26 protein-coding genes and 4 tRNA genes are annotated in these 25,213 nt (G+C 69.0%); 23 read left to right on the top strand and 7 right to left on the bottom strand.

The window, feature by feature from the left end:
* Window positions 1–98: 98 nt before the first annotated feature.
* On the bottom strand, window positions 99–431 hold the full coding sequence (locus ACTHK2_RS05180; RefSeq protein WP_440244637.1) for a hypothetical protein: 333 nt from the start codon (window positions 429–431) through the stop codon (window positions 99–101).
* A gap of 206 nt (window positions 432–637) precedes the next feature.
* Window positions 638–1,360: a UMP kinase gene (pyrH, locus tag ACTHK2_RS05185; protein ID WP_440244638.1), complete on the bottom strand. Its 723-nt coding sequence runs from the start codon at window positions 1,358–1,360 to the stop codon at window positions 638–640.
* Window positions 1,361–1,496: 136 nt separating this feature from the next.
* Here pyrH and ACTHK2_RS05190 point away from each other — a divergent pair, with 136 nt between their 5' ends.
* Entirely contained in the window at window positions 1,497–2,174 is a 678-nt protein-coding gene (locus tag ACTHK2_RS05190; protein ID WP_440244639.1) for a trimeric intracellular cation channel family protein, read from the top strand.
* A gap of 98 nt (window positions 2,175–2,272) precedes the next feature.
* Here the strand turns inward: ACTHK2_RS05190 and tsf are convergent, their stop codons facing one another.
* Window positions 2,273–3,148 (bottom strand): translation elongation factor Ts, encoded by an 876-nt coding sequence (tsf, locus tag ACTHK2_RS05195; protein WP_440244640.1) that lies wholly within the window; start codon window positions 3,146–3,148, stop codon window positions 2,273–2,275.
* Window positions 3,149–3,481: 333 nt separating this feature from the next.
* Window positions 3,482–4,237, bottom strand: coding sequence for a 30S ribosomal protein S2 (gene rpsB / locus ACTHK2_RS05200; RefSeq protein WP_440244641.1), 756 nt, complete (start codon window positions 4,235–4,237; stop codon window positions 3,482–3,484).
* 325 nt (window positions 4,238–4,562) lie between these two features.
* On the opposite strand from rpsB, the gene map reads away from it, so the two are divergent.
* From map to ACTHK2_RS05240, 8 genes are all read left to right on the top strand, one after another.
* Window positions 4,563–5,330, top strand: a complete 768-nt coding sequence (gene map, locus ACTHK2_RS05205; RefSeq protein WP_440244642.1) for a type I methionyl aminopeptidase — start codon at window positions 4,563–4,565, stop codon at window positions 5,328–5,330.
* Between the two features lie 4 nt (window positions 5,331–5,334).
* The gene (gene glnD, locus ACTHK2_RS05210; protein WP_440244643.1) at window positions 5,335–7,995 is read left to right on the top strand and encodes a [protein-PII] uridylyltransferase; all 2,661 of its coding nucleotides are present in this window, start codon (window positions 5,335–5,337) and stop codon (window positions 7,993–7,995) included.
* An 18-nt stretch (window positions 7,996–8,013) separates the two neighbouring features.
* A complete protein-coding gene (gene dapD, locus ACTHK2_RS05215) occupies window positions 8,014–8,832 on the top strand; it encodes a 2,3,4,5-tetrahydropyridine-2,6-dicarboxylate N-succinyltransferase (protein ID WP_440244644.1) in 819 nt (272 codons plus the stop codon).
* 283 nt (window positions 8,833–9,115) lie between these two features.
* Window positions 9,116–9,478 carry a Spx/MgsR family RNA polymerase-binding regulatory protein gene (locus ACTHK2_RS05220; protein ID WP_440244645.1) on the top strand — a complete coding sequence of 121 codons (363 nt, stop codon included), beginning with the start codon at window positions 9,116–9,118 and terminating at the stop codon, window positions 9,476–9,478.
* Complete coding sequence (dapE, locus tag ACTHK2_RS05225; protein ID WP_440244646.1) at window positions 9,475–10,650, top strand: succinyl-diaminopimelate desuccinylase; 1,176 nt, start codon at window positions 9,475–9,477, stop codon at window positions 10,648–10,650. The genes ACTHK2_RS05220 and dapE overlap by 4 nt, the downstream gene beginning before the upstream one ends.
* 54 nt (window positions 10,651–10,704) lie before the next feature.
* Window positions 10,705–11,442, top strand: a complete 738-nt coding sequence (locus ACTHK2_RS05230) for an energy transducer TonB (protein WP_440244647.1) — start codon at window positions 10,705–10,707, stop codon at window positions 11,440–11,442.
* A 19-nt stretch (window positions 11,443–11,461) separates the two neighbouring features.
* The gene (locus ACTHK2_RS05235; protein WP_440244648.1) at window positions 11,462–11,914 is read left to right on the top strand and encodes a hypothetical protein; all 453 of its coding nucleotides are present in this window, start codon (window positions 11,462–11,464) and stop codon (window positions 11,912–11,914) included.
* A 13-nt stretch (window positions 11,915–11,927) separates the two neighbouring features.
* Window positions 11,928–12,173 carry a hypothetical protein gene (locus ACTHK2_RS05240; protein ID WP_440244649.1) on the top strand — a complete coding sequence of 82 codons (246 nt, stop codon included), beginning with the start codon at window positions 11,928–11,930 and terminating at the stop codon, window positions 12,171–12,173.
* Window position 12,174: 1 nt separating this feature from the next.
* Here the strand turns inward: ACTHK2_RS05240 and prfA are convergent, their stop codons facing one another.
* Together prfA and hemA are read right to left on the bottom strand one after the other, a co-directional pair.
* Window positions 12,175–13,257 carry a peptide chain release factor 1 gene (prfA, locus tag ACTHK2_RS05245; protein ID WP_440244650.1) on the bottom strand — a complete coding sequence of 361 codons (1,083 nt, stop codon included), beginning with the start codon at window positions 13,255–13,257 and terminating at the stop codon, window positions 12,175–12,177.
* 98 nt (window positions 13,258–13,355) lie between these two features.
* Window positions 13,356–14,633, bottom strand: coding sequence for a glutamyl-tRNA reductase (gene hemA, locus ACTHK2_RS05250; protein ID WP_440244651.1), 1,278 nt, complete (start codon window positions 14,631–14,633; stop codon window positions 13,356–13,358).
* 331 nt (window positions 14,634–14,964) lie between these two features.
* Here hemA and ACTHK2_RS05255 point away from each other — a divergent pair, with 331 nt between their 5' ends.
* The 9 genes from ACTHK2_RS05255 to ACTHK2_RS05295 all read left to right on the top strand — a co-directional run bounded on the left by ACTHK2_RS05255 (window position 14,965) and on the right by ACTHK2_RS05295 (window position 22,524).
* On the top strand, window positions 14,965–16,539 hold the full coding sequence (locus tag ACTHK2_RS05255) for a tetratricopeptide repeat protein (protein ID WP_440244652.1): 1,575 nt from the start codon (window positions 14,965–14,967) through the stop codon (window positions 16,537–16,539).
* The gene (gene lolB, locus ACTHK2_RS05260) at window positions 16,536–17,147 is read left to right on the top strand and encodes a lipoprotein insertase outer membrane protein LolB (protein ID WP_440244653.1); all 612 of its coding nucleotides are present in this window, start codon (window positions 16,536–16,538) and stop codon (window positions 17,145–17,147) included. Before ACTHK2_RS05255 ends, lolB begins: the two co-directional genes overlap by 4 nt.
* A complete protein-coding gene (gene ispE / locus ACTHK2_RS05265; protein ID WP_440244654.1) occupies window positions 17,144–18,028 on the top strand; it encodes a 4-(cytidine 5'-diphospho)-2-C-methyl-D-erythritol kinase in 885 nt (294 codons plus the stop codon). Before lolB ends, ispE begins: the two co-directional genes overlap by 4 nt.
* A gap of 45 nt (window positions 18,029–18,073) precedes the next feature.
* Window positions 18,074–18,148 (top strand) — tRNA-Gln (locus ACTHK2_RS05270).
* A gap of 102 nt (window positions 18,149–18,250) precedes the next feature.
* A complete protein-coding gene (locus tag ACTHK2_RS05275) occupies window positions 18,251–19,207 on the top strand; it encodes a ribose-phosphate diphosphokinase (protein WP_440244655.1) in 957 nt (318 codons plus the stop codon).
* A gap of 148 nt (window positions 19,208–19,355) precedes the next feature.
* Window positions 19,356–20,033 (top strand): 50S ribosomal protein L25/general stress protein Ctc, encoded by a 678-nt coding sequence (locus tag ACTHK2_RS05280; protein WP_440244656.1) that lies wholly within the window; start codon window positions 19,356–19,358, stop codon window positions 20,031–20,033.
* A gap of 57 nt (window positions 20,034–20,090) precedes the next feature.
* A complete protein-coding gene (gene pth / locus ACTHK2_RS05285; RefSeq protein WP_440244657.1) occupies window positions 20,091–20,678 on the top strand; it encodes an aminoacyl-tRNA hydrolase in 588 nt (195 codons plus the stop codon).
* A 92-nt stretch (window positions 20,679–20,770) separates the two neighbouring features.
* Window positions 20,771–21,862: a redox-regulated ATPase YchF gene (gene ychF, locus ACTHK2_RS05290; protein ID WP_440244658.1), complete on the top strand. Its 1,092-nt coding sequence runs from the start codon at window positions 20,771–20,773 to the stop codon at window positions 21,860–21,862.
* Window positions 21,863–21,978: 116 nt separating this feature from the next.
* Complete coding sequence (locus ACTHK2_RS05295; protein WP_440244659.1) at window positions 21,979–22,524, top strand: DUF1579 family protein; 546 nt, start codon at window positions 21,979–21,981, stop codon at window positions 22,522–22,524.
* On the opposite strand, the gene ACTHK2_RS05300 is transcribed toward ACTHK2_RS05295, so the two are convergent.
* Window positions 22,521–23,600: a DUF11 domain-containing protein gene (locus ACTHK2_RS05300; RefSeq protein ID WP_440244660.1), complete on the bottom strand. Its 1,080-nt coding sequence runs from the start codon at window positions 23,598–23,600 to the stop codon at window positions 22,521–22,523. The two genes, ACTHK2_RS05295 and ACTHK2_RS05300, sit on opposite strands and share 4 nt — an antisense overlap.
* A 127-nt stretch (window positions 23,601–23,727) precedes the next feature.
* Here ACTHK2_RS05300 and ACTHK2_RS05305 point away from each other — a divergent pair, with 127 nt between their 5' ends.
* The 5 genes from ACTHK2_RS05305 to ACTHK2_RS05325 all read left to right on the top strand — a co-directional run.
* Window positions 23,728–24,219 (top strand): acyl-CoA thioesterase, encoded by a 492-nt coding sequence (locus tag ACTHK2_RS05305; RefSeq protein WP_440244661.1) that lies wholly within the window; start codon window positions 23,728–23,730, stop codon window positions 24,217–24,219.
* A 106-nt stretch (window positions 24,220–24,325) separates the two neighbouring features.
* A tRNA-Tyr gene (locus ACTHK2_RS05310) sits at window positions 24,326–24,411 on the top strand.
* 323 nt (window positions 24,412–24,734) lie between these two features.
* Window positions 24,735–24,808 (top strand) — tRNA-Gly (locus ACTHK2_RS05315).
* A 119-nt stretch (window positions 24,809–24,927) separates the two neighbouring features.
* A tRNA-Thr gene (locus ACTHK2_RS05320) sits at window positions 24,928–25,003 on the top strand.
* A gap of 63 nt (window positions 25,004–25,066) precedes the next feature.
* Window positions 25,067–25,213, top strand: a 147-nt coding sequence (locus ACTHK2_RS05325; protein ID WP_331651203.1) for a GTP-binding protein, incomplete at its 3' end; no start/stop codon positions are given.

Raw genomic sequence — 25,213 nt, forward strand, 5'->3', positions numbered from 1 at the left:
CGGCAGTGCACCATCGGCGCCGCTGCGCGATGCGCGTTCGAACGTGGCGTCCGGCACGGCGCGCCCGCCCCGCGCCGCGGGGCGGACACGCCGCGCGCTCAACGGGCGGCGATCGCGCCCGGGCCGTGGAACTCGGCGGCGATTTCGCGCACGAGCAGCGCGTAGCGCAGGTTGACGCGTTCGAAAGTGGTCGATGCTTCAGGATACGAGGTGCGCGCGCGGAACAGCATGCCGATCTCGCGTGGGCTGAAATGCAGGCGGATCTGCGCGTGCAGGGCGGCACACAGGGCGGACGACGATGGCGGCGTGCAATCGACCTGTTGCGATTGCACCGTGACCGCTTCGAGCTGGCGCTGCGAGTTGCCGGCGAGCGCACTGTCGCACGCGCCCGCTGTGATCGTCGCGACGACGATGGCGTGCAGGGTCTTCATGGCTTGCTCCTCGAACTTGCCGCAGGCAGGCCGGTCCCTGGCTGGCCCGTGGAACAGGGGATGTCCGGGTCCGTTCGGGCGCCGAAGGCGACGTGCGCCTTCATCTTCAAGATGCGCGGCGAGGGCCGGAAGGTTGCGTGCCGGAAGTGGTGTTTGCGCCGCGACGATGCGAATGGGCGACGAAGCGAAGGCTCGGGGGCGCGAGCTCAGCGCCCGCCGACCAGGGTGCCGATCGGCTCGCCGCGCATGATGCGCATGAGGTCGCCTTCGCGCGACATGTCGTAGATGCGCAGCGGGATGCGGTGGTCGCGGCAGAGCGCGATCGCGCTCGTATCCATCACCTGCAGGGTGCGCTGGATGACGTCCTCGTAGGACAGTCGCTCGTAGCGCGTCGCGGTCGGATCCTTGGCCGGGTCGGCGCTGTACACGCCGTCGACCTTGGTCGCTTTCAGCAGCAGGTCGGCGCCGACCTCGATCGCGCGCAGCGCGGCGGCGGAATCGGTGGTGAAGAACGGGTTGCCGGTGCCGGCCGCGAAGATTGCGATGCGGCCCTTCTCCAGGTGGCGGATCGCGCGGCGGCGGATGAAGTCTTCGCACACCTCGTTGATCTTGATCGCCGACATCGTGCGCGCGTAGCCGCCGGCCTTCTCGATCGCGTCCTGCATCGCGAGTGCGTTCATCACGGTCGCGAGCATGCCCATGTGGTCGCCGGTGACGCGGTCCATGCCTGCCGCGGCGAGGCCGGCGCCGCGGAAGATGTTACCGCCGCCGATGACCACGCCGACCTGCACGCCGGCGCGCTGCACCTCGATGATTTCGCGGGCGAGGCGCTGCAGCACCTTCGGGTCGATGCCGTAGTCGGCTTCGCCCATGAGCGCTTCGCCGGACAGCTTGAGGAGGATGCGCTTGTACTTGATGTCGGCGGGCATGGGCGATTCCGGCAGGCAAAACGGCGGCATTGTAGCGGCACGGCTGTCGTGCATCACGTTTTTTCGCCGGGAGGTTCGTCGCGGCACGGATCGCGCGCGCTAGAGTGCGCATCGTCACGTCGTCGGGAGGGCGCGCATGGACCTCAAACTGCTCGTGCTGCTGCTCGATCTCGCAGGCACCTTCGTGTTCGCGCTGAGCGGCGCGACTGCGGGCGTGCGGCGACGGCTCGACCTGTTCGGCGTGCTCGTGCTGTCGTTCGTCGCGGCCAATTCCGGCGGCATCGTGCGCGACGTACTCATCGGCGCGGTACCGCCGGCGTCGATCAGCGACTGGCGCTACCTCGGGGTATCCGTGCTCGCCGGCCTCGTCACGTTCCGCTGGGCACCGTCGATCGAGCGCCTCAGGAACCCGGTGCGCCTGTTCGACGCGGCCGGCTTGGCGATGTTCGCCGTGGTCGGCACGACCAAGGCACTCGCGCACGACCTCGATCCGGTGATGGCGGCGCTGCTCGGCATGCTGTCCGGCATCGGCGGCGGCATCGTCCGCGACGTGCTGCTGTCCGAGGTGCCGCTGGTGCTGCGCGCAGAACTCTATGCCGTCGCCGCGCTCGCGGGCGCGGCGGTGGTCGTCGCGGGCGATCGACTCGGCCTGCCGCCGATCGCGGTCATGTGCACGGGCGCGATGCTGTGCTTCGTCCTCCGCCTGCTCGCGATCCGCTACGGCTGGGCATTGCCGGTCGCCGGCACGCGGCATCCGATCGGAATGCGGCCGCGCGGGCGCGACCACGACCACCACGACGCCGCGAGGCACTGAGTGCGTCGCCAACGTCGCGCGGCGGTTGCCTCGCGGCAAAGAAAAAGGCCGCGGAATCCGCGGCCTCTCTCCGATCGATCACGCGCGCGGCGCGATCGTCAGACCTGCATCGCCTTCGCGACTTCGGCTGCGTAGTCCTCGACCACCTTCTCGATGCCTTCGCCGACCGCGATGCGCTGGAACGCGACGACGTCGGCGCCGGCGCCCTTCGCCGCGGCTTCGACCGTCTGGTCGGTGTTGAGCACATACGGCTGGCCGTACAGCGTGACCTCGTTGACGATCTTGGCGACCTTGCCGCCGATGATCTTCTCGAGGATCTCGGCCGGCTTGGCCTTGTCCTTCTCGCTCATCTTCGCCAGCTCGATTTCCTTTTCCTTGGCGAGGAAATCGGCCGGCACGTCGGCCGCCTTGTTGTACGGCGGGTTCATCGCCGCGACGTGCATCGCGACGCCGCGCGCGAAGTCGGCGTCACCGCCCTTGACCTCGACCAGCACGCCGATGCGGCCGCCGTGCACGTAGGCGGCGACGTTGTTCGCCGTGTCCGCGGCGACGAGGCGGCGCACCTGCACGTTCTCGCCGACCTTGGCAATGACCGCGGCGCGTGCTTCCTCGACGGTCTCGCCGCTGGGCAGCTTGACCGCCTTGAGCGCCTCGGCGTCCTTCGCACCGGAGGCGAGCGCGGCCTTGGCGACCGCGTCGGCGAACTTCAGGAAGTTCTCGTCCTTGGCGACGAAGTCGGTCTCGGAGTTGATCTCGACGAGCACGGCCTTGCCGCCGTCCTGGGCCATCGCGATGCGGCCTTCGGCGGCGACGCGGCTGGCTTTCTTGTCGGCCTTGGCGAGGCCCTGCTTGCGCAGCCATTCGGCCGCGGCGTCGATGTCGCCCTTGTTCTCGGTGAGTGCCTTCTTGCACTCCATCATGCCGGCGCCGGTGCGCTCGCGCAGGTCCTTGACCAGGGTAGCGGTGATTTCCATGGTGTCCTCGATGGCTGCTGCGGCGGCGCGTGATCGCGCCGCCCGTTGAAACTGCGATCGCCGCGCGCAGGCGCGCGCGGCCAATCAGTGGATGCCGGCAATGAGGGGCGCGGCACAGGGCCGGCCCGACGCCGTCGCGCGCCCAGAGGCGGATCGCGACGGATCCGGAACCGGGCCGCGCGGACGCGGCCCGGATGCGGCTTACTCGGCGGCCGGGGCTTCGCCCTTTCCACCACGCGGCGCGGCGCCGCGACGGCCGGCCGGCGGACGCTTGTCGCCACCCGGCTTGCGCGGGCCGGACGGACGACGGCGGTCGTCGCGCTCGCGCGCTTCCTACTTGGCGACCGGGTTGCCGTCGGCGTCGAGTTCGACGAAGTCGTCCTTCTCGCTGGCGACGACCGCCGGGGCGGCGGCCTTGCCCTCGAGCACGGCGTCGGCGGCGGCGCTCGCGTACAACTGCACGGCGCGGATCGCGTCGTCGTTGCCCGGGATTGCGTAGTCGACGAGCGCCGGATCGTAGTTGGTGTCGACCACCGCGATGACCGGGATGCCGAGCTTCTTGGCTTCCTTGATCGCGATGTCCTCGTGGCCGATGTCGATCACGAACAGCGCGTCGGGCAGGCGATTCATGTCCTTGATGCCGCCGAGCGACTTCTCGAGCTTCTCGCGCTCGCGCACGAGGCCGAGCACTTCATGCTTGACCAGGCGCTCGTAGCTGCCGTCGCTCGCCATCGTCTCCAGTTCCTTCAGGCGCGCGACCGACTGCTTGACCGTGCGGAAGTTGGTCAGCATGCCGCCGAGCCAGCGCTGCGAGATGTACGGCATGCCGCAACGGGCCGCTTCTTCCTTGACCGCCTCGCGCGCAGAGCGCTTGGTGCCGACGAACAGGATCGTGCCGCGCTTCTGCGCGATCGCCGAGATGAAGTTCATCGCGTCGCTGAACAGCGGCAGCGTCTTCTCGAGGTTGATGATGTGGATCTTGCCGCGCGCGCCGAAGATGTACGGCGCCATGCGGGGGTTCCAGTAACGGGTCTGGTGGCCGAAATGCACGCCGGCTTCGAGCATCTGGCGCATCGTGACTTGAGGCATTGCAGGTATTCCTTGCGAAGAAGGGAATCGGGGCGGGTTTCGCCACGAGGAGCCCACGCGGGAATGCGCGGGCGCTCGCGAGCGGGACTCGCGGACCAATTCCGGGGTTGGACCTCCACGTACCCGCCGCGTGCGACTCCTTGCGGAGCACCCCGAACGCGGTGACGATACGTGTGCGGATTCGGCACGATTGCCGTAGCGGCCTTGCGGATTGCCCGGTCGGCCACATTTTCGTTTCGCTGCCAACAACTTACGAAAGTTGGTCGGCGAAACCATAGAATTATAGCCCGCCCCGCGCGTCCGCGCCAGTCAACCACCGGAAATCATGCCCGTTACCGTCAAGACCCCCGAGCAGATCGAACACATGCGCGTCGCCGGCCGCCTCGCCGCCGAGGTGCTCGAAATGCTCGTGCCGCACGTCAAACCCGGGGTCAGCACCGAGGAACTCGACCGGCTGGCCTACGAGCACATCGTCGAAAAGCAGAAGGCCGTGCCGGCCAACGTCGGCTACAAAGGCTTCCCGAAGACGCTCTGCACCTCGGTCAACCACGTGATCTGCCACGGCATCCCGCATCCGGGCAAGGTGCTCAAGGACGGCGACATCGTGAACATCGACGTGACCGTCATCAAGGACGGCTGGCACGGAGACACGAGCCGCATGTACTGCGTTGGCACGCCCTCGGTGCTGGCCAGGCGCCTGGTCGACACCACGCTCGAGGCGATGCTGCGCGGCATCGCCCAGGTGCGACCCGGCGCGACGCTCGGCGACATCGGCCATGCGATCCAGAAACACGCCGAAGCGCAAGGGTTTTCGGTCGTGCGTGAATACTGCGGCCACGGCATCGGCCAGATCTACCACGAGGATCCGCAGGTGCTGCACTACGGCCAGCCGGGCGCGGGCCTCAAGCTGCAGAAGGGCATGACCTTCACGGTCGAGCCGATGATCAATGCGGGCAAGCCGCATACGCGCCTGTTGCCGGACGGCTGGACCGTGGTCACCAAGGACCATTCGCTGTCGGCGCAGTGGGAGCACACCGTCGCCGTCACCGACGACGGCTACGAGATCCTCACGGCCTGGCCGAGCGCCGCCTGACCCGATGGACGCGCGCGACACGATCGACGCGCGCCTGCCCGACCTGCCGCGCCTTCCCGCGGCGCTGCCGCGCAGCGGCGTATCGCCCGAGGCGCGCCTCGCGCTGCGCCAGGTCCTCGGCGACAATGAGCGCGCACTCGCCCATGCGTTCCGCGCCGCAGCCGACGTCGCCACGTTCGTGCATGTGCGTGCGCGCGCGGTCGAGGCGGTCGTGGTGCACGTCTGGCGCGCGTGCGTCGGCGACGCCGGCGACTGCGCGCTGCTCGCCGTCGGCGGGTTCGGGCGGGGCCGGTTGTTTCCGCACTCCGACGTCGACCTGCTCGTGCTCGGCGACGCGGACGCGCTCGCGCGCCAGGCGCGCGCGCTCGAGGCGTTCTTCGCGTGCCTGTGGGACATCGGGCTGAAACCCGGCCACGCGGTGCGCACGCTGGCCGACTGCGCCGCGCTCGCCGCCGAAGACGTGAGCGTGTACACCTCGCTCATGGATGCGCGCCTGCTCGCCGGCGAGGGCCGCCACGCTGGCGCGCTCGCCGCGCTCGCCGCCGACCCCGCCGTGTGGCCGCCGGTGCAGTTCCTCGCTGCCAAGCGCGCCGAACAGGCTGCGCGCCATGCGCGCTACAACGACACCGCGTACAACCTCGAGCCGAACCTCAAGGATGGTCCGGGCGGCCTGCGCACGCTCGATCTCATGCGCTGGCTCGGCCAACGCGTCGCCGGCGCCGGCGACTTCGCCGCGATGGTCGAGCGCGGCCTGCTCGACCGCACCGAGTGCACCGCGCTGGAACGCGCGCAGGCGACGCTCTGGCGTTACCGCTACGCCCTGCATCTCGCCGCCGGGCGGCCCGAGGAACGGCTGCTGTTCGACTACCAGCGCCGGCTTGCCGGCGAGTTCGGCTACGAGGACGAGCACGCGACCAACCTCGCGGTCGAGCAGTTCATGCAGGCGTACTACCGCGCCGCGACGATCGCCGAGCGGCTCGGCGTGCAGTTCCTCGAGCGCTGTGCGGAACGGCTCGAGCCGCCGCCGGGTCCACCGCGCGCACTCGACCGCGACTTCATCGCCCTCGGCGCGCGCATCGAACTGCGCGAGCAGGACCTGTTCCTGCGCCGGCCGCGCGCGATGGTGGACGTGTTCGTCGTGCCGCTCGACCATCCGCAGCTGCATGGCCTGTCCGCCCAGACGATGCGCCGCCTGCAGCAGGCGCTCGCGCACTACGGCGACGACTTCGCCGCCGATTCGCACGTGCTCGCCGCATTCCTCGCGCTGCTGCGCCGCGGCGCGCCCGCGGTGGAGGCGCTCGCGCGCATGAACCGCCACGGCGTGCTCGCGGCAATCCTGCCCGCGTTCCGCCGCGTGGTCGGGCGCATGCAGTACGACCTGTTCCACGTCTACACCGTCGACGAGCACACGCTGCGCGTGCTGCGCACTGTCGCGCGCTACGCCGATGCGGACGCGGCGACGTCGATGCCGCTCGCCGCGGAGATCTTCGCCGCGCTCGACAAGCCCGAGCTGCTGCTGCTGGCGGCGTTGTTCCACGACATCGCCAAGGGGCGTGGCGGCGACCATTCCGAACTCGGCGAAGAGGAGGCGCGCGCGTTCTGCGAGCGCATGGGCCTGCCCGGGCCCGACATCGATCTCGTCGCCTGGCTCGTGCGCTGGCACCTGCGCATGAGCGTGACCGCGCAGCGCCAGGACATTACCGACCCGGAGGTCGTGCACCGGTTCGCCGGCCAGGTCGGTGACCGCGAGCGCCTCGACCACCTCTACCTGCTCACGATCGCCGACATCGCCGGCACCAATCCGAAGCTGTGGAACGAGTGGAAGGCGCGCCTGCTGGCGGACCTGCACACGGCCGCGCGCTACGTGTTGCGCGCGGCTCCGGCTCTCCCTCGGCACGCCGACGAACGCGCGGCCGATTGTCGCTTGCGCACGCGCGAACTGCTCGTCGAGGGCGGCATCGAGGGCGGCGAGGCCGACCGCTGGCTTGACCTGTTCCCGCCGTCGAGCTTCCTGCGCCATCGACCCGCGCAGCTCGCGCGCCAAGCCCGCGCGATCGCCGCGGCCGGGCCGGGTGGCGTCGTCGTCGCGGTCAATCCGCAATCCTCGCGCGGCGGCAGCGAACTGTTCGTGTGTGCGCCCGATCGTGACGGATTGTTCGCCGCGATCGCCGCGACGCTCGACCGCCAAGGCCTCGGCGTCGTCGAGGCGCGCCTGCTCGTCGGTGACGGCGGTCGCGTGTTCGACACGTTCGAGCTGCTCGATGCGCACGCTGGCAGCGCGCTCGCGCCGCATCGGGCGACCGAGCTCGAGGCGACGCTGCAGCGCGTGCTCGAGCCGCGCGAGCTGGTCGCGCGCGTTGCGCGCCGCAGCCTGCCGCGGCGCCTGCGCCATTTCCAGCGCCCGCCGCAGATCGGGTTCACCGACATCGAGGGCGGCACCCAGCTCGCGCTCGGCTGCCGCGATCGGCCCGGGCTGCTCGCCGAGGTCGCGCAGGCGCTGCGCGAATCGCGCGTGCGCGTGCACGATGCGCGCATTGCGACATTCGGCGAGCGTGTGGAAGACTTCTTCGTCCTGACCGACGAGACCGACGCCGTCCTGACCGAGGCGGCGCGCCAGCGACTGCGCGCGCGCCTGCTGGAACGACTCGGCGCCGATTCGCCCTGACCGTACGAGAGTAGACCCATGCCTTCGCAGCAAGCCCGGATCGACGACGCCTGGGAGCGTCGCACTGCACTCACCGACGCCGGCATGGCCGCGCTGCGTCCCGCGCTCGAAGAGGTGCTCGACGACCTCGAGGCGGGCCGCGCGCGCGTGGCCGAACCCGACGGCAGCGGTGGCTGGCGCGTGCATCAATGGCTCAAGAAGGCCGTGCTGCTGTATTTCCGCAGCAGCGCCAATCGGGTCATGGATGGTGGCCCGATGGCCGCGTTCGACAAGGTGCCGTTGCGCTTCGCCGGTGCCGACGAGGCCGCATTCCAGGCCGCGGGCGCGCGCGTCGTGCCCGGCGCGCTCGTGCGACGCGGCGCGCACGTCGCGAAAGATGCCGTGCTCATGCCGAGCTACGTCAACATCGGCGCGTACGTCGGCGCCGGCACGATGGTCGACACCTGGGCCACGGTCGGCTCGTGCGCGCAGATCGGCGCGCGCGTGCACCTGTCCGGTGGCGTCGGCATCGGTGGCGTGCTCGAGCCTCTGCAGGCCAATCCGACGATCATCGAGGACGACTGCTTCATCGGCGCGCGTTCGGAAGTGGTCGAGGGCGTCGTCGTCGAGCGCGGCAGCGTGATCGGCATGGGCGTGTTCCTCGGCCAGTCGACCCGGATCTACGACCGCGCGACCGGCGAGGTCTCGTACGGACGGGTGCCTGCGGGCAGCGTCGTCGTCGCCGGCTCGCTGCCCGCGGCCGACGGCAGCCACAGCCTGTATGCCGCTGTGATCGTCAAGAAGGTCGATGCGCAGACGCGCGCCAAGACCGGCATCAACGAACTCCTGCGCGCGTAGTCCGGGCTCCTTGGGGGCCATCTCATCCGTTCGTCCTGAGTGCAGGCCGCAGGCCGGCGTCGAAGGGCCGGTGTCCTCCACGGCGGGCGCTTCGACTCCGCCCGCTTCACGGGCTGCGCTCAGCGCGAACGGAACGGTGCGGTGTGTCCGCGGGGGGAGAGGGTTGTTCCCCGGTCGCGCATGCCTGCACAGTTGCTCCCACGGAAAAAGCAGTCACGCCGCGCTACGCTCCAGCCTCAGGCCCTCAGCCCTCAGCCCTCAGTCCTCAGCCCTCGCCCCGCCCATGACCACCCGCATCTACGGCCTCGACAAATGCGACACGTGCAAGAAGGCACGCAACTGGCTCGATCGGTTCAAGGTGCCGCATGAATTCATCGATTACCGCGCGCACCCGATCCCTGCGGCGTCGCTGAAGGAGTGGGCGCCGGCGCTCGGTGGCTGGGAGAAATTCGTCAATCGCGCGTCGACGACGTGGCGCGCACTCCCGGAGGCGCGCAAGGCGCCGGGCAGCGCCGCCGAGTGGACCCTGCTGATCAAGGAGTATCCGGCGCTGATCCGCCGCCCGCTCATCGTCAAGGATGACGGCAGCGTGCACCAGGGCTTCAGTGACGCGATGTTCAAGCGCGTGTTCCTCGCGCAGGCATGACGATGTCCTCGCCCGTGTTCGACCTCACCTGCGAGCTGATCCGCCGTGCGTCGGTGACGCCCGACGACGCCGGTTGTCAGGCATTGATCGGCGAGCGCCTCGGCGTTGCCGGCTTCGCGATCGAGCACCTGCGCTACGGTGAGGTCGACAACCTGTGGGCGACGCACGGCAGCGGCGCGCCGGTACTCGTGTTCCTCGGCCATACCGACGTCGTGCCGAGCGGGCCTGCGGCGAACTGGTCGTCGCCGCCGTTCGAGCCGGTCGTGCGCGAGGCCCGCCTGTACGGACGCGGCGCCGCCGACATGAAGTCCGGCGTGGCGGCGATGGTCGTCGCGCTCGAGGACTTCGTGCGCGCGCACCCGCGGCATGCCGGTACGATCGCGCTGCTCGTGACGTCGGACGAGGAGGGCGCATCGATCGACGGCGTGCGCCGCGTCGCCGACGAGTTCCGTCGCCGCGACCAGCGCATCGACGCCTGCGTCGTCGGCGAACCCTCGTCGAAGCAGCGCCTCGGCGACCTCGTGCGCGTCGGTCGACGCGGCTCGCTGACCGGGCGGCTCGCCGTGCGCGGCGTGCAGGGCCATGTCGCCTACCCGGAAAAGGCGAAGAACCCGATCCATGCGTTCGCGCCCGCGCTCGCCGCGCTCGCCGCGGAGCGCTGGGACGAGGGCGACGATGCGTTCCCGCCGACCTCGTTCCAGCTGTCCAACGTCCATGCGGGCACCGGCGCCGACAATGTGATTCCGGGTGAACTGCACGCGGTGTTCAATTTCCGCTTCGGCACGGCGAGCACCGCGCAGGCACTGCGTCAACGCACCGAAGCGATCCTGCGCCGGCACGGCGTCGAACTCGGCGAAGGGGCGAGCACGCTCGACTGGTGGCTGTCGGGGGAGCCGTTCGCGACGCCCGCAGGGCCTTTGCGCGCGGCCGCGCTCGCGGCCATCGGCGAACTGTGCGGCGTCGAACCCGAACTCAGCACGGGCGGCGGCACTTCGGACGGCCGCTTCATCGCGCCGCTTGGCGCGGAGGTGGTCGAGCTCGGCGTGTGCAACGCGAGCATCCACAAGGTCGACGAACACGTCGCGCTCGACGAACTCGAACGATTGCCGGCGCTCTACGGCGCGATTGCCGAGAGGATGCTGGGCGGCCGGCAGGTTGGCGCTTTTTTTTGACGCAGCGCCGGGGGTGCGCTACGTTCGGCGCATTGTGCACAAGGAGAGGCTCCGATGCGTCGATCGATTCCCTTCCTGCTGCTCGTCCTCGCGTCCGCGCCGGCGCATGCCGGCGAAACCGGCGCACCGCTGCACCTGACGCGTTCGTGGCGGCTGTCGCTCGATGCGGCCGGGCGTGTCGCGGGCCTCGAGGGCGACCCGCAACTGGATACGGCCATCCGCGCGCCGCTGGAACAGGCGATCCGCCGGTGGGCGTTCGAGCCCGGCCGCGTCGCGGGCGTACCCGCGCCGACCGAAACCACGCTCACCCTCGACGTCACCTTCAATGCCGCTCCCGACGGCAACTATGTCGCGCATGTCGACGACGCCCGCGTCGGCGGCACGATCGATTTCAAGCCCGGCAAGATGGCGCCACCGCGCATCCCGCGCGATGCGGTGCGCCTCGGCCTCGTCGCGCGGGTCGTGGTGAAGGCCGAGTACGACGGCGAGGGCCACATCGTTTCGGTCGAACCGCAACGCGAGGAGGGCCTCAATTCGCTGCCTTCGCTCGAGCGGGCGACGGTGGACGCGGTCAAGCGCTGGACCGTCGTGCCCGAGCGCGTCGGTGGCCACGGCGTCGCTTCGAGCATCATGGTGCCGATCTGTTTCACGGTCGCGCGCGGCCTGCGCGCGCCCGATTTCGACTGCACGTGGACGCCGCCGGGCACGCGCACTCGCGTCGGTGACGGCAGCGCATACGCGCTCCAGCCTTCGGCGAAGCTGCTCAGCGACGTGATCGGACACGCACTGTGATTCCCACTGGAGCAGGGCAATGAAGGCGATCGTCGCGTGGTGCATCCTGCTGGTGGCCTCGACGAGCATGACTTCGCTGGCAGCCGAGCGGACCTCGGCCATCGTCAGCGTCTCATGGGATCTGTCGCTGGACGGGGAAGGTCGCATCGCGGCGCTTTCCACCGATGACACGACCGTGCCGAAGCTGCACGCGTACCTGGAAAAGGCGATACGCAGCCGGCATTTCACGCCGGGCAAGCTCGACGGCAAGCCGGCCCCCACGCGAACGCACCTGCACACGCGTATCGAAGTGCGGCTTGCCGGGGATTCGTTCGAGATGCGCTTGCTCGATGCGTCGACCGGAGCCACCTATGCGACCAAGCCCGCGGTCAAGTATCCGGATTGGATGGCGCGTCATCGCAAGCAGGGTCTGGTCCTGGTCATCGCGCGTTTCGACGAGCGGGGGGGCGGTTACCGACGTCGCGCCGCATGATCTGGAAAACCGCGTGGACAAGGGGTTGGTTGAAGCCGCGCTGTCGTCGGTGAAGTACTGGACGTTCTCACCGGAAGTCGTCGATGGCCACCCGATCGCAGGCAAAGCCGCGATACCGGTGTGCTTCTGGCTCGAGGGTATGAACCCGCCCGACTGTGAATGGAAGAATCCGCGCACCGGCGCGAAGGGTAGCAGCGACGCCATCGCCCTCGATCCGGTCGCGCGGCTCGACAGCGACGTGATCGGCAGCGTCCTCTGACTCAGCCGGTCGCGGTCAGCAACTGCAACTGGTCGGCCTGGTCCTCGCGCGTGAGCGTATCGACGAGTTCATCGAGGTCGCCGGCGAGGATCTCCGGAAGCCTGTACAGGGTCAGGTTGATGCGGTGGTCGGTCACGCGGCCCTGCGGGTAGTTGTAGGTGCGGATGCGCTGGCTGCGGTCTCCGGAGCCGACCTGCAGGCGGCGTGATTCGGCCTGCGCGGCGGCCTGTTTCGACTGCGCATCGTCGAGCAGGCGTGCCTTCAGCAGTGACAGCGCGCGCGCGCGGTTCTTGTGCTGGCTGCGTTCGTCCTGGCACTCGACCACGATGCCGGTCGGCAAGTGGGTGATGCGGATCGCCGAGTCGGTCTTGTTGACGTGCTGGCCGCCCGCGCCGGAAGCGCGGAACGTGTCGATCTTGAGGTCGGCGTCCTTGAGTTCGATCGCGTCGACCTCGTCGAGCTCGGGCAGGATCGCGACCGTCGCCGCCGAGGTATGGATGCGGCCTTGCGATTCGGTTTCCGGCACGCGCTGCACGCGGTGCGTGCCCGATTCGTACTTCAGTCGCGAGTATGCGCCGTGGCCCTCGACGCGCGCGATCACTTCCTTGTAGCCACCGTGCTCGCCGTCGCTCGCCGACAACACATCCACGTTCCAGCGGCGGCGTTCGGCGTAGCGCAGGTACATGCGCAGGAGGTCGCCGGCGAAGATCGCGGCCTCGTCGCCGCCGGTGCCGGCGCGGATCTCGAGGAACAGGTTGCCTTCGTCGCGCGGATCCTTCGGGACCAGCAGCCGGTTGAGCTCGCCCTCGAGCCGCGCGCGCTCGGCTTGCAGCAGCTCGATTTCCTCGCCCGCGAGATCCCCGAGCTCCGGATCACGCAGCATCGCCCGTGCCGATTCGAGCGCGCTCGCGTTCTCGTCGTACGCGCGCAGCGCCCCGGCCAGCGGAGCGAGCTGGGCGTGTTCGCGCGAGACGTCGCGCAGCCGCTTGGCATCGCCGAGGACCTCCGCGCTCGCGAGCAGGCGTTCGAGTTCTTCGTGGCGCTGGGCGAGTTGTTCGAGTTTGCGGCGGATGCTGGCTTGCATGCGTGGGCGTCGGGTCGGGTACGGGAAGGGATGACGCGCCACGTCATCGTGGCGCGGCGACGGACGGCGGCGGGGCAGGCCGCGCGTGGCGCGCGGCGCTAACGCTCGCGCCCGCCCGGCGCGTCCGCGGCGGTATCGAACAGGCGTTCGGCGGCGCGCAGGAGTTCGTCGTCGCCGCGCAGGGCGGCCGCGCGAAGGTTCGCGCTCGGCGCGTGCAGGAGCTTGTTGGTGAGCGTGTTGGCGAGGAAGGCGAGCGCTTCCTCGGGCGTGCGGCCGCGCGCGAGCAGCGCCTGCGCCTTGGCGAGCGCTTCATCGCGGTTCGCCTCGGCGACGCGGCGCAGGTCGACCACCGGGTTGCGTGCGTCGAGCGTGCGCCACCAGCCCATGAAGTGCTCGACCGACAGCTCGATCATCGTCTCGGCTTCGCGCGCCGCTTCGCGCCGCGAACGCAGGTTGTCGTCGATGATCTCGCGCAGGTCGTCGATCGTGTAGAGATAGACGTCCTCGATATTGGCGGTGCTCGGCTCGATGTCGCGCGGCACGGCGATGTCGACCAGGAACATCGGTTTGCGCTTGCGCGCGGCGATCGCGGCCGCGACCTGCTCGCGCAGCAGCACCGGCTCGCGGCTCGCGGTCGAGGCGATGACGACGTCGGCCTCGGCGAGATGCTTGCCGATGTCCGGCAGCGCGATCGCATAGCCGCCGAAGCGCGTGGCGAGCGCCTGTGCGTTGTCGAGCGTGCGATTGGCGACGATCAGGCGACGGACCTTCGCCTCGGTGAGGTGGCGCGCGGCGAGTTCGATCGTCTCGCCGGCACCGATCAGCAGTACGCAGGCCTCGGCGAGATCGGCGAATACGCGTTGGGCCAGGCGCACCGCGGTTGAGGCCACCGATACCGGGCTCGCGCCGATCCGCGTATCGGAGCGCACGCGCTTGGCGACCGCGAAGGTGTTCTGGAACAGGCGTTCGAGCGGCGCCTTCAGCGTGTGCGCGTCGCGTGCGAACGCATAGGCATCCTTGACCTGGCCGAGGATCTGCGGCTCGCCGAGCACCATCGATTCGAGGCCCGTCGCGACGCGGAACAGGTGGCGCACGGCGTCGGCGTCATGATGGCGATAAAGGAACTCGTCGGCGCGCCCGCTGGTCAATTCCCGGTGACGATGCAACCACGCGGCCGGAATGTGTTCGGCGCCGGCCTCGACCGTGCAATAGAGTTCGGTGCGGTTGCAGGTGGAAAGGATCGCCGCTTCGCGCACGCCGGGCTCCGCGGCCAGTTCGGCCAGTGCGGGCGCGGTGGCTTCCGGCGGGAAGGCGACGCGCTCGCGCAGTGCGACCGGCGCGGTCAGGTGGTTGAGTCCGAGGGCAATCAGCGCCATGGTGGAAGGGTCGAAGGGTTCGCGGTTTTCGCCTCGAAAAGGTTCGTCTGCGTCCCGAACGAGGCGCCAGGATCGGCTAAGCTAACCCGGTGCGGCCTGCGCCGCGTTGGCGCGCCGCGAATTGTGCGGGCGCGTTACCGCGATATCAAGCAAGACAAGGCTTTGCATGCGATTCACGATGTCCATCGATCGACTCTCCCGGCCGCGCGCGGCCCTGTATTTCATGCTTCCGGTCGTGCTCGCCGCGTGCGCGGCTGCGCCGCCGCGGCATGCCGTCGCACCCCCGGCGGTTTCGGCGGCAGTGAGCCCGATCGCCCCCGGTCAGGATCTGATGCTGAAGCTGCTCACGGCGCAGTTCGCGTTGCAGGACAACGACCTCGCCGCGGCCGCGCGCGGGTTCGCCGACGCCTCCGCCTTGTCGAGCGATCCTGCACTGGCCGAAGAGGCGACCCGCCTCGCACTGTCGCAGAAGGATTGGCCGCTCGCCACGCGCTCGCTCGCGCGCTGGCGCGAACTCGCTCCGGCCGCGCCGGGCATTGCGCAGGCACACGCGTGGATCGCGCTCGGCGAAAAGCGCATGGACGAGGCGCGCGCCGGACTCGTGGCGCTCGCCACGCGAGGCGGCGACGACGCGTGGCGGCTCGTCGCCCAGCTGCTGCTGAACGCCGACGACAAGATCGCGGCGGCCTCGCTGCTCGATGACCTCGTCCGTTCGTCGGCATCCAGCGCCAGCGAGTCCAACCAGGTCGCGTTGAGCCAGCTCGCGTACAAGCTCGGCGACAAGGCGCTCGCGCGGCGCATCGTCGATGCGGCGGTCGTGCGATTCCCTGGCATCGACGCCTACACCTGGAGCGCGCGTCTCGCGATCGATGGCGGCGACAAGGCGGCGGCACGCGCGATCTATTCCGAAGGTCTCACGCGCGCGCCCGAGAGCCTGCGCCTTCGCAGCGGCTACGCCGCGCTGCTCGCCGACAGCGGCGACAACGCCGCTGCTGCACGCGCGCTCGTCGCCGGCCCGCAGGACGACACCACCTACGCGGCGCGCGCGGCCTATGCCGCGCGAGCGGTCGACAAGGCGGCGTTGAGCGAGCTCTACCGCGAGATCGAGTCCGACAAGACCGAACGCAGCTCCAAGCGCCTGTACCTGCTCGGCCAGGTCGCGGAGCTGATCGGCAAGCTCGATGCGGCGCTCGCCTGGTATCGCGAGGTGCCGATCGACGACGAGCACGGTTTCGAGGCGCAGTTGCGCGTGGCCCTCGTGCTGGACCAGCTCGACCGCGTGTCGCAAGCACTCGACCAGTTGCACCGCGTCGTCGAAATGGCCGCCGGCGACAGTGAACAACAACGCGCCGCATGGCTCGCCGAGGCGGACCTGCTGGCGCATCGGCAGCGGCACGCGGACGCGCTGGCGGTGTACGACCGCGCGCTCGCGAGCCTGCCGGACGATTGGCGACTGCTCTACGCGCGCGCCCTGCTCGCGGTCGACCAGGGCGACCTCGCCGGCGGCGAACGCGACCTGCGCCGCGTCATCGAGCTGCGACCCGACGATGCCGAGGCACTGAACGCGCTCGGCTACACGCTCGCCGACCGCAGTGCGGCAAGCGATCCCCGCCAGCGCGAGGCGCTCGAACTGATCGAGCGTGCGCTGAAGCTGAAGCCGGACGAAGCCGCGATCATCGACAGCATGGGCTGGGTGCGCTATCGCCTCGGCGAACTCGACGCGTCGGTGCAGGCACTGCGCCGCGCCTACGCCAAGCAACCCGACGCCGACATCGCCGCGCATCTGGGCGAGGTGCTCTGGGCACAGGGGCAGCGCGAGGAAGCGCGGCGCATCTGGGACGAAGGACGCAAGAAGGACGCGAAGAACAAGGCGTTGCTCGAAACGATCCGGCGCATGACGCAATGAGCGGGCCGATCCTGCGGCGCTTCGCGCTGCTGTGCGGCCTGCTCGTCCTTGCCGCGTGCGCGGGTCAGCGTACGCGGCTACCGCCGGTCGATGAGACTTCGCTGGCGCGACAGGGTGCGCGCGAAACGGCGATGGGTCCCCGGATGGACTGGACCCTGCGCGGGCGCCTCGCGGTCGCCGACGCGCACGACAATGGCAGCGGTTCGCTCGAGTGGACCCAGCAGGGCGGACAATTCCGCTTCAGCGTGCATGCGCCGGTGACCGGCAAGACCTGGGTGCTGCGCGGCGACCGCGGCCATGTCTTGCTCGAGGGTCTGCGCGCACAGGCGGTCGAAGGCGATGACGCGGCGCTGCTGCTCGAGCGCGAACTCGGCTGGCGGGTACCGTTGGCCGACCTCCTGTACTGGGTGCGCGGCCTGCGCGCGCCCGGCGACGCGCGCATCGAATTCCGCGATGACGGCCTGCCCGCGCAGATCGAGCAGGACGGCTGGAAGGTGCGGTACCTCGATTACGACACCACGCGCGATCCGCCGCTGCCGAGCAAGGTCTTCGCAAGCCGCGGCGACTACCAGGTGCGGCTCGCGATCCGCGACTGGTCGCTGCAATGACGCCTGTTGTGGCCGCCGACGCCGGCTGGAGCGAATGGCCGGCGCCGGCGAAGCTCAACCTCTTCCTGCACATCGTCGGCCGCCGCGCCGACGGCTACCACCTGTTGCAGACCGTGTTCCACCTGCTCGATCGCGGCGACACGGTGCGGCTGCGGCTGCGCGGCGACGGCGCGATCCGGCGTATCGACCCGCTGCCCGGCGTGGGTGCGGAGCAGGACCTGGCGATCCGCGCGGCGCGCGCCTTGCAGGCGTCGAGCGGCACCACGCTCGGGGCGGACATTGCGATCGACAAGCGCATCCCGATGGGCGGCGGCCTTGGCGGGGGCAGCTCCGATGCGGCAAGTACGCTGGTCGGGCTCGACGCACTCTGGGGCTGCGGGCTCGGCGAGAATCGCCTGGCGCAGATCGGGCTCGGCCTCGGTGCGGACGTGCCGGTGTTCGTGCGCGGCCGCAGCGCCTGGGCGGAAGGCGTCGGCGAACGGTTGACGCCCGTGGACCTGCCGCCGAACTGGTACGTGGTGGTCGACCCCGGCGTGATGGTGCCGACGGCTGCGCTGTTCCAGGCGCCTGAATTGACACGCGATGCCGCACATCTGACAATTCCGCTCTTTCTTTCGGGCGCCACCACGGTCAATGTGTTCGAGCCGGTCGTGCGCGAACGCCATGCCGCGGTCGCGGCCGCGTTGGACTGGCTCGCGCGACATGGCGCGGCCCGGCTCAGCGGCAGCGGTGGCTGCGTGTTCGTCGCGGTGGCATCGCGCGAGGCGGCGCAAGCCGTGGTCCGGGAATGCCCGCCAGGAATGCGGGCGTGGCTTGCGCAGGGCGTGGCGGAATCGCCGCTGCTCGGCAGGCGCCGGGCGTGGGACGGGCAGGGCGGCTGAAGTGGTTTTTCGTGCAGGCCGGCTGGAAGGCCGGATTGCCCATGGTGGGGCGTCGCCAAGCGGTAAGGCACCGGGTTTTGATCCCGGCATTCGCAGGTTCGAATCCTGCCGCCCCAGCCACTCCGCGTGGCGCGTAGGCTCGCGGGTTCGGTAGGCAAGGCAGGTCCGGCGGGCATGGTGTCCGGCGGCATGGCGCAGCGGAGCAGACTCGTGGATCCCAACATGGATACGTCCGGCCTGCTGGTCTTCGCCGGCAACGCGAATCGCAGGCTCGCCACCTCGATCTGCACCGAGCTGAACGTGCCGCTCGGCAAGGCGCTCGTCGGCCGCTTCAGCGACGGCGAAGTGCAGATCGAGATCGAGGAGAACGTGCGGCGCCAGGAAGTGTTCGTCGTGCAGCCGACCTGCGCGCCGAGCGCCGACAATTTCATGGAACTGCTCGCCCTCGTCGACGCGCTCAAGCGCGCCTCGGCGGCGAGCGTGACCGCGGTGATCCCGTACCTCGGCTATGCGCGGCAGGATCGCCGCCCGCGCTCGGCGCGCGTGCCGATCACGGCGAAGGTCGCGGCGCAGATGATCGGCGTGGTCGGCACCGACCGCGTGCTCACGGTCGACCTGCACGCGGACCAGATCCAGGGCTTCTTCGACATCCCGCTCGACAACGTGTACGCCTCGCCGGTGCTGCTCGCCGACATCTGGCGCTACTACGCGGCGGACAACCTGATCGTGGTGTCGCCCGACGTCGGCGGCGTCGTGCGCGCGCGTGCGCTGGCCAAGCGCCTCGACGACGCCGACCTCGCGATCATCGACAAGCGTCGTCCGCGTGCGAACGAGGCGACCGTGATGAACATCATCGGCGAGGTCAAGGACAAGGTCTGCGTCCTCGTCGACGACATCGTAGACACCGCGGGCACGTTGTGTGCGGCCGCCGCGGCGCTGAAGAAGAACGGTGCGCGCAAGGTCGTCGCGTACTGCACGCATCCGGTGTTGTCGGGCCCGGCGATCAGGAACATCGAGGGCTCCGCGCTCGACGAACTCGTCGTCACCGACACGATCCCGCTGTCGGAAACGGCGCGGGCCTGCAACCGCATCCGCCAGCTGTCGGTCGCGGAACTGCTCGCGGAAACGATCCGCCGCATCGCCTACGGCGAATCGGTGAGTTCGTTGTATGTGGATTAGAGCGGGAATGGGGAATAGGGAATAAAGGCAGGCCGGACCTGCTTTCACGATTCCCCATTCCCCATTCCCCGCTCTTTCACCCTCTCCTGGTCGCGGGAGAGGCCATCGCCGCCGCACGGCGGCATCATTGCAAGAAGGCAACATAGAAATGGCAACCACACACACCATCAATGTCGAAAAGCGCAACGACGAGGGCAAGGGTGCGAGCCGCCGCCTGCGTCGCGCTGGTTTCGTCCCGGCGATCGTCTATGGCGGCGAGCTGAAGCCGGTCAGCATCCAGATCCAGCACAAGGACGTCTGGCACGCGAGCCAGAACGAGTGGTTCTACTCGTCGATCCTCGACCTCAGCCTCGGCGGCGACGTGCAGAAGGTGCTGCTGCGTGACATGCAGCGCCATCCGTTCAAGCAGCTCGTGCTGCACCTGGACTTCCAGCGCATCAACGAGAACGAGGCGATCCGCCTGCGCGTGCCGCTGCACTTCCTGAATCAGGAATCGTCGCCAGCGGGCAAGGCGTCGGGCGTGGTCATCACGCACGAGCTCAACGAAGTGGAAGTCTCGTGCCTGCCGAAGGACCTGCCGGAATACATCGAGGTCGACCTCGGCGAGCTGAAGACCGGCGACATCGTCCACCTGTCCGACCTCAAGCTGCCCAAGGGCGTCGAGATTCCCGAGCTGCGCCTGGGCAAGGAGCACGACAACGCGATCGTCATCGCCAAGGAAGTCAGGGAAGAGGTCGAACCGGCCCCGGCCGAGGGCGAAGCCGCCGCGGCTCCCGCCGCCGCCGCGCCGGCCAAGGCTCCGGCGAAGAAGGACGAGAAGAAGTAACGAGGCTGCGTTTCGCTGCCCGCGTACGCGCGGGCGGCGTGCGCGCGCATCCGCCGCATGGCCGGCCTGCGTCTCGTCGTTGGCCTCGGCAACCCCGGGGCCGAACACCTGAGGACCCGGCACAATGCCGGGTTCTGGTTCGTCGACGCGCTGGCGCAGCGGGAGTCGGCGCGCTTCGGCATGGAATCGAAGCTGCGCGGCGAGACCGCGAAGATCACCCTCGACGGCACGCCGTTGTGGATGCTCAAGCCGGTCACCTACATGAATGCGAGCGGCGCGTCGGTCGGCGCGGCGCTGCGCTACTGGAAGATCGAGCCGGACGAGATGCTCGTCGTGCACGACGACCTCGACTTGCCGCCCGGCACGGCGCGGCTCAAGTTCGACGGCGGTCACGGCGGGCAGAACGGCCTGCGCGACCTGTTCGCGCACATCGGCCACGGCAAGTTCCACCGGCTCCGGATCGGCATCGGCCATCCGGGCCACAAGGATCGCGTCAGCGGGTGGGTGCTCGGTCGACCGTCCAAGGTCGACGAGGACCTCATGCTCGACGCGATCGCGCGCTCGCTCGACGTGCTGCCACTCGCGGTCGCCGGCGAGTTCGAGGCGGCGATGAAGAGATTGCACACCAACGGCAGGGATTCGTGATTGGTGATTGGTGATTCGAGCCGGTCGCACCCTCCAGGTCCGATGCGTCCGAATCATCAATCACGAATCACCAATCACGGAATTACGCGTCCATGGGCATCAAATGTGGCATCGTCGGCCTGCCGAACGTCGGCAAGTCGACCCTGTTCAACGCGCTGACCAAGGCCGGCATCGCGGCGGCGAACTTTCCGTTCTGCACGATCGAGCCGAACGTCGGCGTGGTGCCGGTTCCCGATCCGCGCCTCGCGGCACTGGCCGGCATCGCCAAGCCGCTGAAGATCATCCCGACCTCGATCGAGTTCGTCGACATCGCCGGCCTCGTCGCGGGCGCGTCGAAGGGCGAGGGGCTCGGCAACAAGTTCCTCGCACACATCCGTGAAGTCGATGCGATCGCGCACGTGGTACGCTGCTTCGAGCACCCGGACATCGTGCACGTCGCCAACAAGGTCGACCCGATCGCCGACATCGAGACGATCGACACGGAACTCGCGCTGGCCGACCTCGAGTCGGTAGACAAGGCGCTCAACCGGGTCGAACGCGCGGCCAAGGCGAACGACAAGGAAGCGCTGGCGAAACGGCCGGTGTTGCAGAAGCTCGCGGCCGGCCTCAACGAAGGCCGCGTCGCGCGCAGCCTCGGCCTCGACGCGGAGGAGCGCGCGCTCGTGCGCGACCTGTTCCTGCTCACGCTCAAGCCCCTCATGTACATCGCGAACGTGCGCGAGGACGGCTTCGAGAACAACCCGCACCTCGACCGTGTGCGCGAACGCGCCGCCGCGGAAGGCGCCGAGGTCGTGCCCGTGTGCGCCGCGATCGAGGAGGAGATGGCGCAGCTCGAGGACGCCGACCGCGACGAGTTCCTCAAGGATCTCGGCCTCGACGAACCCGGCCTCAACCGCGTGATTCGCGCCGGCTACAAGCTGCTCGGCCTGCAGACGTATTTCACCGCGGGCGAGAAGGAAGTGCGCGCGTGGCAGGTGAAGAAGGGCGCGACCGCGCCGCAGGCCGCCGGCGTCATCCACACGGATTTCGAGCGCGGCTTCATCCGTGCCGAAACGATCGCCTACGACGACTACATCAAGTTCAAGGGCGAGGCGGGCGCGCGCGACGCGGGTCGCCTGCGCCTCGAGGGCAAGGAGTACGTCGTGCAGGAAGGCGACGTGCTGCATTTCCGCTTCAACGTCTGACCCGGTGATCGCCCCGGCGCATGCACCGTGCGCCGCGGCGTCGGGCTGATAGGTTCCGGCGCGCGATCGCGTTCTCCTCGACGAGCGCCGCATCCGCGGCCGCCGCCGGAGAAACCATGCGTATCGCCCTCGTCGTCACCTTGCTGTTCGCCGCCACCGCCGCGCAGGCCGCGGAGCCTGCGCCAGCCCCCGCCCTCGCATCCGAACTCGCCGTCCTCGCGCTCGAAGAAGGCGTCTGGGACGCGGCGATCGAGTTTCCGCCGGCCAAGCCCGGCGATGCGCCGACGCACGCGACCGGCGTGCAGACCAATACGTTCGTGACCGGCAAGCGCTGGATCCGCAACGACTTCGAGGTCGACGCCAAGTACGGCGGCCACGGTACCTGGGGCTACGACCCGAAGAAGCAGCGTTATGTCGGCATCTGGGTCGACAGCAACACGGACTACATCCGCCTCGACGAGGGCGTCTGGGACGCCGCATCGAAGACGATGACGTGGACTTCGGAGCTGCGCCAGCCCGATCCCCATCCGCCGGCAAAATACCGCATGACCGAGGAATTCCGCGGCGACACGCGCGTGCTGACGATGACCGCGATCGGTCCCAAGAGCGGCAAGGAAGTGCCGCTCGGCACGATCACCTTCACGCGCCGGGCGGCGCGCTAACGCGGCAGCCGGCCGGTCGCGTGAGCGGGCACCGGGCGCACGAGCAGGGGAGCGCCGTCGAAGCCGTCGGCGAAGATCACGTCACTGACGGCGGCCTCGATATCGAGGCTCGCGGTGTTGTTCGTCGCGGTCGGGTCGGTCGCCGGCGCGTTGACCACCGCGGTCATCGAATTGGTCAGCGTGCCGGTTGCGCCCGGCGCGACGGTGCCGTCGACGGTGAAGGTGACTTCGCTGCCCGCGGGCAGCGAGCTCGAGCCGATGATGTTGCCGCTGCCGCCCGCGGGGCAGGTAGCGCCGCCACTGCCCACGCAGGTCCACACAGGAGCCTGGAACGCTGCGGGGAAGGTGTCGACGAGCGTCGTGTTCGGTGAGGACGCGGGGCCGGCGTTGGCGACGACGATCGTGTACTGCAACGCGGTGCCGGCGGTGTACGCGGTCGGCGTCGCGCTCATCGACACCGAGACGTCGGCTTCGGTCGACAGGGTGGTGCAGTTCACGACGGCGCGGATGACCCAGTCGCCGTTGACGCCTAGCGTGGCGCTGTCGAACCAGACGAACGAACCGCCGATATCCGCGTAGATCGTATTTCGCCCGGACGTGTTGCCGTCGGTATCGCGTACCACACTCGGGTCGACGCCGGCTTGCGGCGGAGCGGGGAATTCGAACGCGACGACGACGATTTCATTGGCTGTGACCGGCACGTTCAGCGGAAGTGTGTTGTTGTCGTCGAGATAGCGCCATTCATTGAGCGCATTGTCCTGCAGGACCGGACCGCCGATGGTTTGCGCTTCGTCCCCCGGTTCCGGGAAGGTGCCGGCGCGATAGATGTGGATCGCGTTGCCGATGACGTCGGCGGCCACGCCGCTCGGCGAGCGCCAGAAGATCTGGACGGCGACAAGGTTTCCGTCGCAGGGGCTGGTCAGCCACGAACCCGCCATCTCGCCGGTGACGAAGCCCCAGACGATCGAGGCGCTGCCGAATTCCGTGAGCGAGTCGTTCTTGATCGTGACTTCGGCGGCGCCGGCGCCGGCAGTCGCCCATGCGATCCCCACTACCAGCCAAGCCGTCATGCGCATGGTTGCCCCCTGTCCTGCCATTGCGGCATTTCGAGCATAGGCCCTGCCGGCGCATGCGGACGCGAAGGCGGTCACACAAGTGCGGGGCGGGGCGCTAGGCTAGGCGACCCCACGAGGAAGCCATGCCATGCCCGGGACGCAGCGCGAAGTCGAATTCCGGTTCCTGACCGAGCCCGGCGACGTCAATTTTGGCGGCAAGGTGCATGGCGGCATGGTCATGAAATGGATCGACCAGGCCGGCTACGCGGCCGCTGTCGGCTGGAGCGGCCAATACTGCGTGACCGTCGCGGTCGGCGGCATCCAGTTCGTGCAGCCGATCCTTATCGGCGACCTCGTGACGGTACGCTGCAAGCTCATCCATACCGGCACCTCGAGCATGCATTTCGCCGTCGATGTCGTCGCGCGCGACCTCAAGACCGCGGCGGAGCGCGTCGCGACGAGCTGCGTGATCATCTTCGTCGCGCTCGACGCGCCCGACGGCAAGCCGACGCCGGTGCCGGCATGGCAGCCGACCAGCGAGGAGGATCGCCGCCTCGCAGACTACGCGCAGCGCCTGATCGCGTTGTCCAAGTCGATGGAGGCGGAAATTTCGCGGTTCCGCCCGACGGTATCGCCCTGATCGCCGCGTCATCCGCCGCCGAGTGGTGGGCGTCCCCCGAAAAGTCCTCGCGCGGGCGCCTTGACACTGGCGGCCCCATGCAAGGAAAATGCGCGGCTCCGTGAATGGAGGGATACCCAAGCGGCCAACGGGGGCAGACTGTAAATCTGCTGGCTTACGCCTTCGGTGGTTCGAATCCACCTCCCTCCACCATGAACAAGTGCGAAGCGGTTGCAGAAGGTGGGTTCGAACCACCTGCGAATGACCGGTTCGACGAATCCGCAGGAGCGGATTCGAACAGCCCGCAGGGCTGGCCCCGGAGGGGCGGAGGGCAGGATGCCCGGAGTAATCCACCTCCCTCCACCATGAACAAGTGCGAAGCGGTTGCAGAAGGTGGGTTCGAACCACCTGCGAATGACCGGTTCGACGAATCCGCAGGAGCGGATTCGAATGCAGGGGCGACGCGGTGGAATGCGCGACCCGTTGGAAACAAACCGGTGGTATGCCGGCGCAACACCCAAGCAGGTTCGTCCGGCGCGGGAGTAGTTCAATGGTAGAACTGTAGCCTTCCAAGCTACTAGCGCGGGTTCGATTCCCGTCTCCCGCTCCATTGCGCTCCAGCTTTCGAAGCAGGCGGCTTCGAGGCGTCGCAGACGGGCGTGATGTCGTTCGAAGGTCCGACGGGATGTCGGTCCGTTCTTGCGGTCATGGAGGACCGCCGAAGTACATGCTCACGTAGCTCAGTCGGTAGAGCACCTCCTTGGTAAGGAGGAGGTCGATGGTTCGATTCCATTCGTGAGCACCATCCAAGCGGTCCGTTTCGCCACGCCAACCAATCAGTCGTACACACCAGATCGGGGTTTTCGCCATGTCCAAGGAAAAATTCGAGCGCAAGAAGCCGCACGTGAACGTGGGCACGATCGGCCACGTCGACCACGGCAAGACGACGCTGACGGCGGCGCTGACGAAGATCGGTGCGGAGCGCTTCGGCGGCGAGTTCAAGGCGTACGACCAG

The organism is Dokdonella sp. (genome assembly GCF_051958935.1).
Classification (GTDB): Bacteria; Pseudomonadota; Gammaproteobacteria; order Xanthomonadales; family Rhodanobacteraceae; genus Dokdonella_A.